Origin of the sequence: Bathymodiolus heckerae thiotrophic gill symbiont (assembly GCF_900180345.1) — a bacterium.
Taxonomy (GTDB): Bacteria; Pseudomonadota; Gammaproteobacteria; order PS1; family Pseudothioglobaceae; genus Thiodubiliella.
Map to the genome: position 1 here is coordinate 22257 of NZ_FXLV01000007.1, position 14926 is coordinate 37182.

15 protein-coding genes are annotated in these 14926 nt (G+C 38.7%); 8 read left to right on the forward strand and 7 right to left on the reverse strand.

Going from position 1 to position 14926, the window contains the following annotated elements; all coding sequences use genetic code 11:
* Nucleotides 1-58 precede the first annotated feature (58 nt).
* The 5 genes from queD (at nt 59) to CRYPD_RS08425 (ending at nt 5258) form a co-directional block, all read left to right on the forward strand.
* Nucleotides 59-436, forward strand: coding sequence for a 6-carboxytetrahydropterin synthase QueD (gene queD / locus CRYPD_RS01720; RefSeq protein WP_138145849.1), 378 nt, complete (start codon nt 59-61; stop codon nt 434-436).
* On the forward strand, nt 433-1227 hold the full coding sequence (folE2, locus tag CRYPD_RS01725; protein ID WP_138145850.1) for a GTP cyclohydrolase FolE2: 795 nt from the start codon (nt 433-435) through the stop codon (nt 1225-1227). Before queD ends, folE2 begins: the two co-directional genes overlap by 4 nt.
* The gene (locus CRYPD_RS01730; RefSeq protein ID WP_138145851.1) at nt 1221-2288 is read left to right on the forward strand and encodes a 3-deoxy-7-phosphoheptulonate synthase; all 1068 of its coding nucleotides are present in this window, start codon (nt 1221-1223) and stop codon (nt 2286-2288) included. Before folE2 ends, CRYPD_RS01730 begins: the two co-directional genes overlap by 7 nt.
* A 107-nt stretch (nt 2289-2395) precedes the next feature.
* Nucleotides 2396-4984, forward strand: coding sequence for a DNA gyrase subunit A (gene gyrA, locus CRYPD_RS01735; RefSeq protein ID WP_138145852.1), 2589 nt, complete (start codon nt 2396-2398; stop codon nt 4982-4984).
* Nucleotides 4985-5102: 118 nt separating this feature from the next.
* Entirely contained in the window at nt 5103-5258 is a 156-nt protein-coding gene (locus CRYPD_RS08425) for a LysE family transporter (RefSeq protein WP_138145853.1), read from the forward strand.
* A gap of 126 nt (nt 5259-5384) precedes the next feature.
* Here CRYPD_RS08425 and msrA read toward each other — a convergent pair whose 3' ends face one another.
* From msrA to CRYPD_RS01765, 5 genes are all read right to left on the reverse strand, one after another.
* A complete protein-coding gene (gene msrA, locus CRYPD_RS01745) occupies nt 5385-6677 on the reverse strand; it encodes a peptide-methionine (S)-S-oxide reductase MsrA (RefSeq protein ID WP_138145854.1) in 1293 nt (430 codons plus the stop codon).
* A 69-nt stretch (nt 6678-6746) separates the two neighbouring features.
* Nucleotides 6747-8315, reverse strand: a complete 1569-nt coding sequence (locus CRYPD_RS01750; RefSeq protein WP_138145855.1) for a peptide chain release factor 3 — start codon at nt 8313-8315, stop codon at nt 6747-6749.
* A 3-nt stretch (nt 8316-8318) separates the two neighbouring features.
* Entirely contained in the window at nt 8319-8798 is a 480-nt protein-coding gene (locus tag CRYPD_RS01755) for a deoxycytidylate deaminase (protein WP_138145856.1), read from the reverse strand.
* Entirely contained in the window at nt 8795-9877 is a 1083-nt protein-coding gene (gene mraY, locus CRYPD_RS01760; RefSeq protein ID WP_138145857.1) for a phospho-N-acetylmuramoyl-pentapeptide-transferase, read from the reverse strand. Before mraY ends, CRYPD_RS01755 begins: the two co-directional genes overlap by 4 nt.
* Nucleotides 9878-9880: 3 nt before the next feature.
* A complete protein-coding gene (locus CRYPD_RS01765) occupies nt 9881-10480 on the reverse strand; it encodes a peptidylprolyl isomerase (RefSeq protein WP_138145858.1) in 600 nt (199 codons plus the stop codon).
* Nucleotides 10481-10561: 81 nt separating this feature from the next.
* Between CRYPD_RS01765 and CRYPD_RS01770 the strand changes: the two genes are divergently transcribed.
* Entirely contained in the window at nt 10562-10795 is a 234-nt protein-coding gene (locus CRYPD_RS01770) for a YfhL family 4Fe-4S dicluster ferredoxin (RefSeq protein ID WP_138145859.1), read from the forward strand.
* A 225-nt stretch (nt 10796-11020) separates the two neighbouring features.
* Here CRYPD_RS01770 and CRYPD_RS01775 read toward each other — a convergent pair whose 3' ends face one another.
* Entirely contained in the window at nt 11021-12136 is a 1116-nt protein-coding gene (locus CRYPD_RS01775; RefSeq protein WP_138145860.1) for a pyridoxal-phosphate-dependent aminotransferase family protein, read from the reverse strand.
* 233 nt (nt 12137-12369) lie between these two features.
* On the opposite strand from CRYPD_RS01775, the gene CRYPD_RS01780 reads away from it, so the two are divergent.
* The gene (locus CRYPD_RS01780; RefSeq protein WP_138145861.1) at nt 12370-13338 is read left to right on the forward strand and encodes an IS30 family transposase; all 969 of its coding nucleotides are present in this window, start codon (nt 12370-12372) and stop codon (nt 13336-13338) included.
* A 203-nt stretch (nt 13339-13541) separates the two neighbouring features.
* On the opposite strand, the gene CRYPD_RS01785 is transcribed toward CRYPD_RS01780, so the two are convergent.
* Complete coding sequence (locus CRYPD_RS01785; protein ID WP_138145862.1) at nt 13542-14174, reverse strand: hypothetical protein; 633 nt, start codon at nt 14172-14174, stop codon at nt 13542-13544.
* A gap of 191 nt (nt 14175-14365) precedes the next feature.
* Between CRYPD_RS01785 and CRYPD_RS01790 the strand changes: the two genes are divergently transcribed.
* Nucleotides 14366-14623, forward strand: coding sequence for a thioredoxin domain-containing protein (locus CRYPD_RS01790; protein WP_138145863.1), 258 nt, complete (start codon nt 14366-14368; stop codon nt 14621-14623).
* Nucleotides 14624-14926: the final 303 nt, after the last annotated feature.

Here is a 14926-nt window from a genome sequence, read left to right on the forward strand (position 1 = left end):
TTCCTAGAGGTTGGTATAATAGTCTCTTTCCAATTTTTCCGAATTAAAGGCTAATTAGATGTTCGTCTTAAAAATTGTTACTGACTTTGCTTCAGCACATTCTCTGCGAAATTACCCTGGTAATTGTGCGCGTCTGCATGGCCATAATTGGCAAGTCGAAGTGTCGGTTGAGTCTGAAGTACTTGATGACACAGGTATTGCGATTGATTTTCGGGAAATTAAAAAGCAAACCAAAGCTGTGGTCAAAAGACTAGATCATCAATATTTGAATGAAATTAAACCTTTTGACAAGTTAAACCCAACGGCTGAAAACATTGCTAAGTATTTTTATGAAGAAGCAGGGGTATTAATCAACAATCAAGCCGTTCGTGTTTGTGAAGTTATTATTTGGGAAACCCTTAGAGCATCTGTCACCTATTCGGAGCCAAAACCATGAGTGCAACTAATCTACCTGATACACAAAATAACACAGACATACGACAGATTGTGATTGATAAAGTGGGAATTAAAGACATTCTACACCCGATTACTTTTATTGACCGTGATGGCAACAAAAACGCAACGATTGGCAACTTTACCATGACGGTAACTTTGCCAGAATGTGTAAAAGGTACACATATGTCGCGTTTTATTGAGATTTTAAATGAAGGCCCTTGTGAATTTAACAGTGGCAATTTTGGCAAAATTATTACCAAGGTGTGCGAAAAATTAAACTCAGAAACAGCATACATTGCGCTAGATTTTCCCTTCTTTAGAAAGAAAAAAGCCCCTTCTTCAGGGGTGGAATCATTGATGGATTATCAGGTTACTTTGTATGGTATTTTGAATCAAGACAAGTCGGAAGTGATGATGAAAGTAGTGGTGCCAGTAACCAGTCTTTGCCCGTGCTCAAAAAGTATTTCTAAATACGGCGCACACAATCAACGCTCGCACATTACTATTAAGGCTAGAATTGCCGAAGGAAAGACCTTGTATTTAGAGGATTTAATCGACTTAGCGGAGCAAAAAGCATCGTGCGAGTTGTATGCTATATTAAAACGAGATGATGAAAAAGTCGTTACCGAGAGGGCATACGACAACCCTGCTTTTGTTGAGGATTTGGTGCGTGATATTGCGGTTGGTTTGAACGCTAATGATAATATTGATTATTATCGCCTAGAGTCAGAGAATTTTGAATCGATTCACAACCATTCGGCTTACGCACTGATTGAAAATAATAAATGCTAAAAAAGATACTACAAAAAATTAGCAATATTCGCATTACTAAGGCGGAGTCAATTACCCCGCCGATAGTGTATATCAAACGCCACGAGGTAAAAAAACCTGAGTCTGATTTTATTGTTGAGGCACGGCAAACTATTGCCAATATCGTTAAAGGTAAAGACAAGCGTCTGCTTGTTGTGGTTGGACCTTGCTCTATCCATGACCCCAAAGCGGCAATAGAATACGCTGAAAAATTAGCCAAATTAAGAGATGAATTAAAAGACGATTTATTTATCATTATGCGGGTGTATTTTGAAAAGCCACGCACCACTATTGGTTGGAAAGGCTTGATTTACGATCCCGATTTGGACGACAGTTGTAATATGGAAAAAGGCTTTGGTGTAGCGCGTAAATTATTACTGGATTTAGCCAAATTGCGCTTGCCTACGGCAACTGAGTATTTAGATCTTATTACTCCGCAATATATTTCTGATTTAATTTCATGGGGTGCCATTGGTGCCCGCACCACTGAAAGCCAAACACACCGTGAATTGGCATCAGGTTTGTCTTGTCCTGTTGGTTTTAAAAATGGCACAGATGGTGGTGCTCAAGTAGCAATTGATGCGGTTATCTCTGCTGGTAACCCCCATATGTTTTGGTCGATTAATAAAAAAGGTATGATTAATCGATACACAACTTCGGGCAATCCCAATTGCCATATTATTTTGCGTGGTGGCAGTGGTAAGACTAATTACGATAGCACTAGCGTTCAAAAAACCATTGCCCAACTTTCTAGTGCGAAATTACCTGAGCGATTAATGATTGATTTTTCTCATGCCAATAGCGAGAAAAAATTTAAAAATCAAATCAAAGTTGGGGCAGATGTTGCCAAGCAAATTAGTGCAGGTTCTAAGCACATTTTTGGCGTAATGATTGAGTCGCATCTTAACGAAGGAAAACAGTCGGTTGCGGTGTTAAAATCACTCGAATATGGTGTTAGTATTACCGATGGTTGTATTGGTTGGAATGATACTGAAAATCTGCTTAAAACACTGGCACAATCTGTTTGTCAAAGAAACTCATAAATAATTGATTTTTAATGGTTTTTCTTATTAAAAAATTAACATATTTTAATTGTAAGTTTGGCTCTTTTAGGGTACAATAAAAGCCAATTCAACCAAGCCTTTTTTGTATGTCTGAAAACACTGATAATCCTGAAGAATTCACGCCTAATTTCCCTGTAGTTACCATTGAAGATGAAATGCGAGATTCCTATTTGGAATACGCTATGAGTGTCATTGTTGGGCGTGCTTTGCCTGATGTGCGAGACGGACTAAAACCCGTGCATCGTCGGGTGCTTTACGCCATGGATGTGCTGGGGAATGACTACAACAAATCTTATAAAAAATCAGCCCGTATCGTCGGTGATGTGATTGGTAAATACCATCCGCACGGCGATACAGCGGTGTATGACACGATTGTGCGTATGGCGCAGTCATTTTCAATGCGTAATATTTTAATCGATGGTCAGGGTAACTTCGGCTCGGTTGATGGTGATAAGGCAGCGGCCATGCGTTATACAGAAATCCGTATGGCAAAATTATCGCATGAATTATTGCGTGATTTAGACAAGAAAACTGTTGATTTTATTGACAACTATGATGGCTCTGAATCTGAGCCAAGTGTGCTACCGACCCGTGTGCCTAATCTTTTGGTTAATGGCTCCTCAGGCATTGCAGTGGGTATGGCGACCAATATCCCACCGCATAATTTAAGAGAAGTGATTAACGCTTGTTTACAAGTGATTGATAACGAGCTAATAACCATTGACGAATTATTAAAAGTGATACCTGGGCCTGATTTTCCAACTGCTGGCATTATTAATGGTGCTAGCGGTATTCGTCAAGCTTACGAAACAGGCAAAGGCAAAATTTACCTGCGTTCTGTTTCTCATGTTGAAGGCGAAGACAAGCAAAGTATTGTGGTAACGGAATTGCCTTATCAAGTCAACAAAGCTAGACTAATTGGTAAGATTGCTGAATTGGTTAAGGACAAAAAAGTTGACGGCATTACTGGATTGAGGGATGAATCTGATAAAGACGGTATGCGTATGGTGATTGAACTTCGTCGTGGCGAAGTGCCAGAAGTGATGCTGAATAACCTGTATAAACTAACTGAAATGCAAACTGTTTTTGGCATCAATATGGTGGCAATTGACAAGGGAATGCCAAAACTGATGACGCTAAGAGGCGTGCTAGATGCCTTTATTGCTCATAGGCGTGATGTGGTTACTCGCCGCTCAATTTTTGAGCTAAACAAGGCGAGAAACCGTGCACATATCTTAGAAGGTTTAGCAGTTGCGCTCAGTAATATTGATGAAATTATCAATATGATTAAAGCCGCTGCAAATCCAACCGAGGCAAAAGCACAATTAATTGCCCAAACTTGGCAAGGCAGTGTGATTAAAGATTTGATTGGCGATCGTGACATGTCATTATTTAAGCCAGAAGAATTGCCACCTGAGCTCGGTTTACAAGTCAGTGGCGATTACCAACTTTCACAAAAGCAAGCGCAAGCCATTCTTGATTTAAAACTTCATCGTTTAACGGGTTTAGAAAAAGATAAGATTTTTGATGAATTTAATGAACTGTTAGAACAGATTAAATATTTATTAGATATTTTGCAAAATCCTGAAAAATTGATGCAAGTGATTCGTGATGAGTTAATGGAAATTCGTGAGAACTTTTCCAATGACAGAATGACCAATATTATTGATAATAAAATTGATTTAACGCTAGAGGACCTTATTGCCCAAGAGGAGCGAGTAGTAACTTTGTCACACGGTGGCTACATTAAGGCACAATCACTCAGTGATTATCAAGCACAACGCCGTGGTGGAAGGGGTAAAGCCGCTACTAAGATGAAAGATGAAGACTTTGTAGACCAGTTATTCGTTGCCAATTCACATGATACTGTGTTGTGTTTTTCATCCACAGGTAAGGTGCATTGGCTCAAGGTTTACGAGTTGCCAATGGCATCACGCACCGCACGAGGTAAGCCAATTATTAATTTATTGCCACTTGACAAAGAAGAATCAATTAACGCCATCTTGCCAGTGGCTGAGTTTAGCGATGAGCAATTTGTGTTTATGGTAACCAGCAACGGTACTTGTAAGAAAACATCATTGACTAATTTTGCCCGCCCAAGAAAAGGCGGCATTATCGCTATTGACCTTAGAGATGGGGATAAACTCGTTGGTGTTGATATTACCTCAGGCGAGCAAGATATTATGCTGTTCTCGGCCAACGGTAAATCCATTCGTTTTAAAGAATCTGATGTACGCACCGTAGGTAGAACGGCTATCGGCGTGCGTGGCATGAAGTTAAAAGACGATAAAATCGTCTCAGCCATTATTACAGATGGTGAAGATTCAATCCTAACTGCCACTGAAAAAGGCTTTGGTAAACGCACCGCACTTGATGAATACCGCTCTCAAGCACGAGGCGGCTTAGGTGTTATCTCCATCAAAACCAGCGATAGAAACGGCAAAGTTGTCGGTGCTATTCAAGTAACAGATGATGATGAAATGATGCTCATCTCCAATAAAGCCACCCTTGTTAGAGCAAGAGCAGCCGATGTTTCTATCATCGGCCGTAACACTCAAGGCGTTACCCTTATCAAAATCGCCAAAGGCGAAAAACTGGTCTCTCTTGCTAAGATTGCCGAAACTGAAGGCGACAATGAAACCCCTGAGGGTGACGAAACACAAAATGAAGTATAAAAGAGAAACTATATTGTAATATCAGGCGCTGCTTTTGCTGTTGCGGTATTCAAGATTGTCTAAAAATACTATTACAGAATTAAAACCGCAATCGAAAAAACACAGTTTTTAGAGTGGATTGTTTGTCACTCTAGGCAATCCTAAAGTTATTCTTTTCTATCTTAGTTTTTTACCAGTCTTCGTTGATCTTAAATTTCTTTCAAGTCTCGATGTAGCAATAGTTGCACTTGTTGTTTCTGTGGTTCTGTCATGCTGTTTTATGCTCACGGGCTAGACGACTTTTGAAAAATGAAAGTGCTCAAAATAAAATAGCGGGCAGCGTGATGATTGGGACAGGTGCAGTATTATTATCAAAAACCTAGTAATTAAGTCTGTTTTTTCATAAAAAGATGTGGGTGGCTTAAGATTTTTTATCAGCAACAAATTCTAATACATTAGCGTTAATACAAAAGCGACGAGTATTATTTGGACCGTCTTCAAATACATGCCCTAAGTGGATGCCTGTGCTTTTTGAGAGGATTTCAACACGGCTCATGCCAAATCGATTATCGGGTTTTTCTATGGTAGTGTCATCAATGGCCTTGGTAAAACTCAGCCAGCCACTTTTGGAATTGAAGCGGTCATCGGTATCAAATAGTGGCACACCTGAGAGCTTATCTACAAATACACCATCAGGTGTATTTTTGAAAATATCATATTGTTTACAAAATCGACCTTCAGTACCTTCGTTAAAGGCAATATCAAAGGCTTTAGAGCTGCCAAGTTTGAATTTCCCAAGGGCTTTGTAAAATTCTTTAGGCGACAAATAACCTTGAAAACCTGCTTGTTCTACACCATCTTCAATGAATAAAATGGTGGGCGTGGCAAAGGTCGGGGTTTTGATTGTATAGCCCTTAAGATTTTGTGCAAATACACTTCTAACAGGAATACTGCCTTGGTAATTATTCAATACTTTTTTCTTGAATGCCACGCAGTAGGGGCAATATGCATCGGTTTCAATCACTACAATTTCTTTGCCTTTTAAAGGCTCTAAAATCAGGTCTTTCAGGTGTTTATTGTAGGTGCCACTGAGTTGTTCTTTAATCATACCTTTGTCGGCAAATTTTACCCCTGTTTTGTGATTAGGGCAGTAGCCATTTGGATTATTTGCTAGATAGTCTTGATGATAATCTTCTGCTTGCCAAAATTTATCCAAAGACTTTAGTTCAGTAACAATATTTCCAAAACCTTTTTTAGTTAATAATTTTTGGTACTCGTCTTTGGTTTTGAATGCAATTTTCCTTTGCTCATCTGTCGTCCAATAAATTGCTGAACGGTAATTATTACCCTTGTCATTACCCTGTCCGTCAATTTGCGTAGGATTGTGCAGTTCCCAAAAATTCTTAATCAAAAATTCGGTGGAAACCAGTTTCGTGTCATAAGTAACTTTGACGACTTCAGTGTGATTGATGATGTTTGTAGACTTCTCAGGTGTTTCATCCTCATCCTCATTACTCCAGTTGATTTTCTTGAGTAAGCTTAGAAAGTCAAACGCATTGTTATTGTCTTTATTTGCTATTACTTGGCGATAAGTTGGATTATCGTAATTACCGCCCGCATAGCCAGAAGCCACATCAACTACACCCGATATTTGTTCAAAATTCTTTTCCACGCCCCAAAAACAACCTGCAGCGAATACAATTTCTAATAACATAAGACCTTCCTAAAATTCAATCATATAATTATACGAAAATCAGTCAAGATAGTTTCATTAATGTTGATATTAATGTTCACGGGTAGCAGAGAATATGAGATTAGGGTGACGCTCTTCGGTGAGTTGTAAATTAACCATAGACGGCGCTAAGTAAGTAAGAACACCAGCAGAGTCAATAGCTACATTGTTGCCTGCTTTGATTTTAAGCTGTTCAATGTCTTTGTCGCTGCCTGTTACCCAGCGTGCTGTGGCAATGTTGATGGTCTCAAATTGGCAATCAACTCCGTATTCGTATTTCAAGCGGTGTGCCACCACATCAAATTGTAAAATACCGACTGCACCTAAAATTTGCGATGAGTTGATAATCGGGCGAAATACTTGCGTTGCCCCTTCCTCTGAAAGCTGATTTAGACCTTTTTGCAAAGCCTTAGCTTTGAGTGGGTCTTTTAAAACAGCACGACGAAATAATTCTGGGGCAAAATTTGGAATACCTTGGAAGATGAGTTTTTCGCCTTGGGTAAAGGTGTCGCCAATGCTAATACCACCATGATTATGAATGCCAATCACATCGCCAGCATAGGCCACTTCTGTGCTGGCGCGTTCGCGTGACATAAAGGTAACTGCATTGGCGATTTTGATTTGTTTTCCCGTGGACACTTGCAGGGCTTTCATACCTTTTTTGTATTGTCCACTAACGATACGCATAAAAGCGAGTCGGTCATGGTGTTTTGGGTCCATATTGGCTTGAATTTTGAAGATAAAACCAGTGAGTTTTTCCTCCTCAGGTTTGACTTTGCGTATATTCGATTCACGATTTTTTGGCATGGGTGCGTATTGAATAAAGCCATCAAGTAGGTTTTGAATACCAAAGTTTGAAATCGCTGAGCCAAAAAATACAGGGGTTTGTTTGCCTGCTAAAAATTCGTCTAAACTAAATGGTGTGGTGGTTTCACGAATCAGCTCAACTTCATCACGCATTTCAGAGACCACTTCTGAGCCCAATATTGCATCAAGTTCTGGATTATTGACCCCGTGGATAATTATGTTTTCACCAATCTCAGAATTTTTCCCCGTTTCGTATAAATAAACTTTATCTTCAAGTAAGTGAACAACGCCTTTAAAGCGTTTTCCCATACCAATCGGCCAAGTGATTGGCGCACATTCGATATTGAGCACGGTTTCAACTTCATCTAACAGCTCAATTGGCTCTTTGCCTTCTCGGTCTAATTTGTTAATAAAAGTGAGAATTGGCGTGTCACGCAAACGACACACCTCCATGAGTTTAATAGTGCGCATTTCCACACCTTTGGCGACATCAATCACCATTAAAGCAGAATCCACCGCTGTTAATGTGCGATAAGTATCTTCAGAAAAATCCTCATGCCCCGGTGTGTCTAATAAATTAATCACATGATTATCATACTCAAATTGCATAATGGACGAGGTAATAGAAATACCTCTTTCTTTCTCCATTTCCATCCAGTCCGAAGTAGCGTGAGTACTGGCTTTTCTGGCTTTCACACTACCCGCTGTTTTAATCACACCTGCGTATAGCAATAGTTTTTCGGTAACGGTAGTTTTGCCCGCATCAGGGTGAGAGATAATCGCAAAAGTGCGGCGTTTGGCTATTTCACTCACAATCTATTTTTTTTGTCCCGAGCCGGGTTCGGGACAAAAGTCTTTTATAATAAGTTCAATGCCAGCTTCATCAAATATTGTTTGTGAGAGTTTGACGCTGTCATTCCAATTATCAAGTTCTTTGGATTTTTTTATTACCACTTTTTTAATTCCTACTTGGATGATGCCCTTGGCGCATTCTGAACAAATTGGCAAGCCGTAAACATACAAGGTCGCTCCATCAAGTGAAGTGCCAGAATAAGTGGCATTGTAGATGGCGTTCATTTCTGCATGTACCACAAGTTTGTATTTGGTTGCTCTGTCGTTATAACGCTCATCAGTGTCATCAATATTTCTGGGAAAGCCATTAAACCCTTGAGAAAGCACCTCTTTTTTGCTGCCAACAGTAATGGCACCGACTTGAGTTGAGGGGTCTTTTGACCAAGTGGAAACCTCCTTAGCGAGGCTTAAATAACGCTCATCCCATTTACTTAATTGATTCATCGAATCTTAATGGAGGCTAAGGCAACTAATACTAAAATTAAAGTAACTATCCAAAAACGCACAATAATTTTTGGCTCTGAAATGCCTTGTTTTTCAAAGTGGTGGTGTAGAGGTGCCATTAAGAAAATACGAGTCTTGGTGCGCTTATACCAAGCGACTTGAATAATCACGGAAAGCGTTTCAGCAACAAAGATACCGCCCATAATAAACAATAAAATCTCTTGACGAATAATAATGGCAATAACTGCCAAAATTGCCCCCAAGGCTAATGAACCGACATCGCCCATAAAAACCTCAGCAGGATAAGTGTTGAACCACAAAAAACCTAAACCAGCACCAATCAATGCAGCACAAACAACGAGCATTTCGCTGGTAGCTGGCATAAACGGCATATGTAGATATTGGGCAAAATTATAATTGCCACTAATATAAGAAAAAATTGCCAGTGCACCTAGGATTAGGATAACGGGCATAATTGCTAAGCCATCCAGCCCATCGGTTAGATTGACTGCATTAGAACTGCCAACAATAACAAAATAAGAGAAAACAGCCAATCCTATTGCCCCTAATGGCAATGTCCAATCCTTGAAAAAAGGGATTAAAAGATCCGTAGGAATGGGTTGTGGGTTGTTAACCAACCAAACAGCAATGGCAATCGCACTTAAGGATTGTGCTAAGTATTTTTGTCCGGCACTGAGTCCATTAGAGGATTTTTTAGTGATTTTCAAATAGTCATCAGCAAAGCCAATTGCGCCAAAAATCAGCCCAGTAACCACCACAACCCAAAGATAAACACTGTACCAATTACCCCACACCAGCACACTACTAATAAAGGCAAATAAAATCAAGATGCCACCCATAGTTGGCGTGCCTGCTTTAGACAAATGCGACTGCGGACCATCCTCTCTAATGATTTGGGCGATTTGTAATTGTTGTAATTTGTTAATGAAAAAACGACCTAAAGCGAGCGTGATAAACAAAGATGTTAACATCGCCAAAATAGCACGAAGTGTCAAGTATTGCAAAACATTAAAACCTGTATCAAACTGGGTGAAAAAATTGATAAACTCTAAAAACATAAATTATTTAACAGTTTTATGTTTTTGACTGTATGTTTGGAACGCCGCCTCATCAGTTTGAAAGTTTTTAGCTTTTTCACCAATACGAATAATCTCCAACTTACGAATAAAATCCCCTTTTTTGATGCGATTAACCACGCTCATGCCTTTTACCACATGACCAAAGACAGTGTGTTTACCATCCAGCCAAGGCGTGGCATTATGAGTGATGAAGAATTGTGAGCCATTGGTATTTGGCCCCGAGTTTGCCATCGACAAAATACCCCCTTTGTTATGCTTTAAATCGCTAAATTCATCAGCAAATTTATAGCCTGGATTGCCCGTGCCATTGCCTTTAGGGTCGCCACCTTGAATCATAAAATTGTTAATCACCCGATGAAAGGTAAGCCCGTTATAAAACGGCTTACCAGTTTGGATGTTTGAGCGTTTTGTGCCTTCTGCCAAGCCCACAAAATTAATCACCGTTAGAGGCGCTTTTTCATAAGCAAGCTGAATAAAGACAGCACCTTGGTTGGTGCGCATTTTTGCATACAGACCATCGCTTAATTGTGCGTAAGATTGAATGGATATAAACAAAGTAAAAAATAAGATTAGAATGTGCATAAATTACCCCTATAAATAAAATTAGTATGTTACCTAAGATATGGTTAAAATATACACCAATCAAAATAATTAGGATAAAGTATGTCGTTATTAATCACCGACGAATGTATTAACTGCGATGTTTGCGAGCCAGAATGCCCAAACGAAGCAATTTACATGGGCGATGAAATTTATGAAATTGACCCTGACAAATGCACCGAATGTGTTGGGCATTTTGACGAGCCACAATGCGTTGAGGTTTGTCCAGTCGATTGTTGCTTATCTGACCCAGATAATGTGGAAACAGAAGCAGAATTATTGGCAAAAATTAAATAGTTATGAAGATGGTTATCCTTATCCGCTTGTGAATCAAACCAAACTTATCAAAAAGCACAATACAAGACCAATATTGCCAATAAATACTCAATTAAAAAAGAAATTTTTTTGAAAATACTGAAATTATGAGGAAAATTAAGGAAAAAAGATTAAAAAAATAGTAAATTTACCCATTGTTTAAATGGATAAAGGTAATTAGTTTAAGTCTTTTTTTTTAGATTTTACCTACTTACTTAAAGCTTCTCTAAGCGCCGCTAGACATAATGCAATATTTTCCCTTCTTGAAGAATGACCCATCAAACCAATACGCCACACTTTGCCCGCATATGCACCGAGACCTGCACCGATTTCTAAGTTGTAATCGTTTAATAAAGTAGCACGAACTGCTGCATCATCCGCACCTTCTGGAATGAACACAGAATTTAACTGAGGCAGGCGGTCTGCTTTGTTTACTAAAAAATTAATGCCCATTGCTTCTAAACCATCTCTTAACAGTTCATGATTTTTCTGATGGCGTGCCCAAGAATTTTCAACACCTTCTTCCAATATCATTACCAACGATTCGTGTAAACCATATAGCGTATTCACAGGTGCAGTGTGGTGATAAGTGCGTTTAGCACCTTCGCCCCAATAGCCCATGACTAAATTCAAATCTAAAAACCAAGAGGTAACAGGTGTTTTACGGTTTTTAACTTTGTGCAAAGCCCGATCGTTAAAACTGACTGGCGAGATACCCGGCATGGCGGATAAGCATTTTTGCGTACCTGAATAAATCGCATCAATCTCCCATTCATCCACACGCAACTCAGTCCCACCTAGCGAAGTAACCGCATCAACAATATTAATACAATCATACTGATGTGCAAGTTTGCATAAGGCTCGAGCGTCAGATTGTGCACCTGTTGAAGTTTCCGCATGGACAAAAGCCAAAATTTTAGCGTCTGGATTGTCTTTTAACGCTTGCTCGACTTTATTAGTTGACACCGCATTACCCCAATCATCCTCAACCACAATCGCCTCGCCTCCTAAACGCGTGATATTTTCTTTCATACGCATCCCAAACACGCCATTAATACAAACAATAACTTTATCATTTGGCTCAACCAAATTAGCAAAACAAGTCTCCATTCCCGCAGAACCCGGTGCCGATACGGGCATAGTTAATTCATTTTCAGTTTTAAAAATAGCCTTCAAGCCTTCTTTGGTCTCGTCCATCATTCCCACAAAAGTAGGGTCTAGGTGCCCAATTGTTGGGCGTGCCATAGCAGATAAAATTCTCGGATGTACATCAGAAGGACCAGGTCCCATAAGTGTTCTTACTGGTGGATTGAATGATTTCATAGTATTTACAAAAATTAAAAAATAAGAAAACCATTATAATGACTTAAATGTCAATTATTGACGAATTATCGCTTGCTTTATTTAAGGATATTTTCGTTATGTATTTGTTATGCTATTTTCTATTATTTCTTTGATTTTATAAACCTTGAATTCACATAACAAGTGCAATTTTAATTGTAATTAAATAGCCAGTTGTAATAAACTTTGTGATTTTCTTACTACGGGAAATTGCAATGAATTATCAACAACTGACTAACGATGAACGATACCAGATAAAAGCGTGTTTACAACTACATATGAATCAGATTGGCATTGCCAATCTGTTAAACAGAAGTCCGGCAACTATCTCACGTGAGATTAAACGTAATACTGGCAAACGAGGCTATCGACCCAAGCAAGCCAATGAGCTTGCTACTATGCGTAGATTAACTGCCAGTAAAAGCATTAAGCTCACACCAGAACTTAGACAAGACATTATAGAGCTAATCAAACAAGAGCTCAGCCCAGAACAAGCTTGTGATTATCTTATAACGCACGGTAAAACTAAGCTACATCATGAGACTATTTACAGAATGTTACTGCAAGATAAGCGTGCTGGTGGCACGCTCTATAAGCATCTTAGACACCTGCACAAAAGCCATCGTAAGCGCTATGGTAGTTATGAGCGCAGAGGACGAATCAAGAACGCTGTGAGTATTGAGCAGCGTCCAGAGCTTGTTAACACTAGATCACGCATTGGCGACTGGGAGGGTGACACTATCATTGGTAAAAACAAGAAGAGCGCCATCTACACATTGGTTGATCGTAAATCACTTTATACTGTTATTGTTAAACTTAATGGCAAGAATGCCACTGAGTTGGCTGATAAGACTATTAAAGCGCTAAAGCCAATGTCAAGTAAGATTCATACCATTACCTACGATAATGGCTTAGAATTTGCTGAACATGAGCGTATGGCTAAAGCACTGGATGTGGATATATATTTTGCTCATCCGTATTCTTCTTGGGAAAGAGGTATTAACGAGAATACTAATGGCTTGATTAGACAGTACTTCCCAAAGGGTACTGACTTTAACAAGGTGACAAATTCACAGATTGAATTTGTCATGAAGCGACTCAACACAAGACCTCGAAAAACACGAGGTGGGAAACAACCAGTTGAGTTATTTTTAGGAAAGGCTGTTGATTTATTAACGGCTTAGGAGAAATTGCACTTAATGTGCGAATTCAAGACTTGGCGTTTATGCATTGTTGCAGCTAAACTCAAAAACAGCCTTTTTTATGGCAACAGAATAATATGCTTTAACCAATTTTCGGCGACCGTATTTTTTGTATTTGGTTTAATCATTATTGGCAACATTATCTTGTAGCCATAGAATATAGTAATAATATTCAGGTTGTTACATCATTGCAGGTCTGAACGAGTGGATTTGCGTTTAGAGCGAGGGATTTTTTCTTTTTTGCGTTTGATTTGCTCTTCTTTAGAGGTGATTTTATTGACTGATACTAAGTCATCAACACTCTGGGCGATTTTTTTAAAGGCTTTTGGCGCTTGGATTTCCACCATTTGTTGTACAATCCATTTTTCATCAATATTGGTCATGACCAGTTTGATTTTTTCGCCGAAGTATCTTAAAAAGCGGTAGTCAGGTTCGTTGCCGATAAAGTCATAATCTGAATAATCTTGTGAGCGTTGGTTGTAAGTATTGACAAACGACTTCCAATGATTGCCTTCGCCGATGCGTTCGGTTTTGTTTTCTTGATAATAAAAGGCGGATTGTTTTGCCAGTTTGTTAATCAATTCCTGTCGTTGTTCGGTGCTGAGTGTTTTAAACACAAGGCGGTCAATGGACTGAATAAGGAAACATAAGTATTCAGCAATCACATCAAAGACTTGTTCTTTTTCAATCACAAAGCCTTCGTTGATTAAATCTTCAAGGTGATTTTTAGTAATACGCCAGCAAATAAATGCCATTGCACCGCCGATATCTTCGATGGTTTTAACTTGGGTTTTGTGCCATTTGCTTTTAACTCTCATAATGAGATTTTAACAAAAATTAAGACCATTTAACTTGAAATTGTCTTTACTTGCAATTAGCGACGCTAATAAAATCAAACACTTTGTGCTATAATTTTATACTTTTTATTTCAGGGAAAATGATGTCAAATTTAATTTTGGTTATTGGTAACAAAAGTTATTCATCTTGATCATTGTGGCCTTGGGTTTTTATGAAGCAATTTCAAATTGGGCTTGAAGAGAAGAAAGTGTTTTTGTTCACAGATACAATTGACGACGAACTTGCTCAATACAATTCTAATTTTAAAGTGCCTGTATTGTTGGATAAGGATTTAATTATTTGGAACTCGTTGGTAATTCTTGAATATTTATCAAAGCAGTATTTGGTAGGTAGCGGCTTACCTGAACCTCCTGATGTGCATGCGATTTCTCGATCAATCAGTGTAGAAATGCATTCAAGTTTTTTTTAATATTAAGAGACCTTTGCATAATTCATAATTCCCCATCCTATTTTCAACCTTTGCAATTTTTCAAAAAAAATAGCTCAAAATTTCCGTATTTTTCCATAAAAATCTAAAAAACACCTTGTTTGTCTGATTTTTTTAGCCTTATTTCTCTCTTTTTAGCCTTTTTTACTCACTGGATGTAATAATCCCTTAGGCTTTTTAATCGCTGCATTTCTTTAAAAATATTCATGCCAGTTTTAAGGTTATGACTCATGGCAATCAGTTGTACTCTGGTTTTGTTTCTCTCTAGTCCAAGGTATCTTGCCT